Here is a 2395-nt window from a genome sequence, read left to right on the forward strand (position 1 = left end):
TTTGATCGAGGTCGAACAGGGTCGTGCTTTCGGCAAAATTGCTCAGGTCAGCATTACGACGACTGATTTGTCATGTGGCGCTGCTATTCCGTAAATTTCCCAATGGTTGGTGCCGATCTGACCACTGCAAGATAGCGACCATCCCTGAATGAGCATCCAATGACGTTGGTGAGCAAATGCCAAATCATGAACTTATCGGTAAGCGCTGTTTTCAGCGCACGTCGCCCCAGGGCATGAGTTCGCCGACGCGGTTGGCCGGGTGACCGTTGGCGAGGCTCGAGAGAGTGGCGGTCAACCAGGCGTTCGGATCGATACCGTTCAGTTTGCAGTTTTCAATGAGCGTGGCGATCACCGCCCAGTTGTCGCCGCCTTCGTCGGAACCGGCGAACAGGGCGTTTTTGCGATTGAGGGCGAGCGGGCGGATGGAGCGCTCGACGGTGTTGTTGTCGAGATCGATGCGGCCATCATCAAGGAACCGGAGGAGGCCATCCCACCGGGTGAGCGCATAGCGGATCGCTTCACCGAGCCTGCTCTTGGTGCTGACCTGCCGGCCACGGGTGTCGAGATACTGGTGGAGATCGTCCACGATGGGCCTGCTCCGTGCATTGCGGACGGTCTGGCGTTGCCGCGCCGACGATCCCCGAACTTCGTCTTCGATGGCATAGAGTTCGGCGATGCGGCGCAGCACATCTGATGCGACCGGCGAGCTGTCTGCCAGTTCGTAGAATTTGCGTCGCACATGCGCCCAGCAGAACGCGAGGGTCACGTCGCCGCGACGGCGGGCAAGAGCAGTGTAGCCGCCATAGCCATCGACCTGCAGAATGCCTGCAAAACCCTCGAGATGCGCTTCGGGCCGTTCGGCCTTGCGATCGGCGGCATAGACGTAGGCGACCATCGGGGGATCGCTGCCGCCCCAGGGTCGATCATCGCGGGCATAGGCCCATAGCTGACCGGTCTTGGTTCTGCCTCGTCCTGGATCGAGCACCGGTGCCGTGGTCTCGTCGGCGAACAAGCGCCCAGATCGTCGCATTTCTTCGAGGACATGATCGCGCAAGGGTCGCAGATACCAGGCCGCCCGGCCAACCCAGTCGGCAAGCGTCGAACGGTCAAGCTGAACGCCCTGCCGGGCATAGATCTGTGCCTGCCGGTAAAGCGGCAGGTGATCGGCGTACTTGGAGACCAGCACCTGCGCGATCAGCGTTTCGGTCGGGATGCCGCCCTCGACGATGCGGGCCGGTGCTGGAGCCTGGACGATGGCGCTCTCGCACGATCGGCAACCGTAGCGGGGACGACGCGTGACCAGCACGCGGAAGGTTGCCGGAACCACGTCGAGGCGTTCGGAGACATCTTCGCCAATCTGGTGGAGAGCACCGCCGCAGCAGGGGCAGTCATGGCTCTCAACATCGACAACCTGCTCGATCCGTTCCAGATGCGTCGGAAGCGAACCACGGTTGGTCTTGCGCGGGCGCTCGGCCTTCTGCTTGCTCGCCTGCTCCTGCGCGTGTTCGGCTGCGGCCAGGGCTGCTTCGACTTCCTCAAGGGCAAGCTCGAACTGGTCGGGATCGAGTTGCTCGGAACGGCGACCGAACCGGTGACGCTGCATCGCTTCGATGATCGCGCGCAGGCGCTCGACCTCATCGCGGAATGTCTTGAGCGTATCGAGCTCACGGGCCTGTTCGAGCACGAGCGCTCGCAGCGCTTCGACGTCTTCGGGCAGGTCCGCTTCTATCAGCATGGAGACACTGAATCAGTGGTGCGGTATCCCGTCAAGCGGCAATCTGCGGCGCCTTCGGGCGACGTCCGCCGTGGACACGCCGCCAGTCCAGTCCCTCCAGCAAAGCGCCCAGTTGTGCCGCTGTAAGGCGCATTACACCATCGCGGATGCCGGGCCACTTGAAGCCGCCCGTCTCCATCTTCTTGGCCATCAAACACAGGCCCGTGCCATCCCACCAGATCATCTTGATCCGGTCGGCGCGCTTGGCCCGGAACACATAGATCACGCCGGAATAGGGCTTGCCGCCATACTCGGCGGCCACCAGTGCCGCGAGCGAGTCCGGTCCCTTGCGAAAATCTACCGGGCGCGTTGCGACCATCACCTTTGCGCCAGTACCGGGCCCGATCATCGCGTCTCTCGCAGCGCAGTGATCACTGCCGAAATCGTGCCCGCATCCGCTCCGCACCCGATCTTCACCGTGATCCCGTCCACTTCCAGTTCCACCGTACTGGCCTTGCCGCGGCGTCGCCGTCGTGTCGGCTTGTGCCTTGGTGCCGGATCGGGATCGGGCATCGCATCGATCACCGCCGGAACGAAGGTCTGCTCCGGCTTTGCAGTCTCAGGAACTATGAGACCGTGTTCTTCCATCTGCGCACGCAACTGGCGACGCCAGGTGAAGAG

General features: G+C 62.7%; 2 protein-coding genes and 1 pseudogene. All 3 read right to left on the reverse strand.

Going from position 1 to position 2395, the window contains the following annotated elements; translation table 11 throughout:
• Window positions 1-211 precede the first annotated feature (211 nt).
• Complete coding sequence (locus AAFM29_RS17170) at window positions 212-1735, reverse strand: IS66 family transposase (RefSeq protein WP_341713946.1); 1524 nt, start codon at window positions 1733-1735, stop codon at window positions 212-214.
• Between the two features lie 31 nt (window positions 1736-1766).
• A complete protein-coding gene (gene tnpB, locus AAFM29_RS17175; RefSeq protein WP_066850628.1) occupies window positions 1767-2123 on the reverse strand; it encodes an IS66 family insertion sequence element accessory protein TnpB in 357 nt (118 codons plus the stop codon).
• Window positions 2120-2395: pseudogene (locus AAFM29_RS17180) on the reverse strand (IS66 family insertion sequence element accessory protein TnpB); the annotation flags it as partial. The gene tnpB and the pseudogene AAFM29_RS17180, both read right to left, overlap by 4 nt.

The organism is Erythrobacter sp. (assembly GCF_038133525.1).
Classification (GTDB): domain Bacteria; phylum Pseudomonadota; class Alphaproteobacteria; order Sphingomonadales; family Sphingomonadaceae; genus Qipengyuania.

Coding starts and splice junctions, on each gene's coding strand:
- tnpB (WP_066850628.1), bottom strand. CDS start 2,123: ATGATCGGGCCCGGTACTGGCGCAAAGGTGATGGTCGCAACGCGCCCG.
- AAFM29_RS17170 (WP_341713946.1), bottom strand. CDS start 1,735: ATGCTGATAGAAGCGGACCTGCCCGAAGACGTCGAAGCGCTGCGAGCG.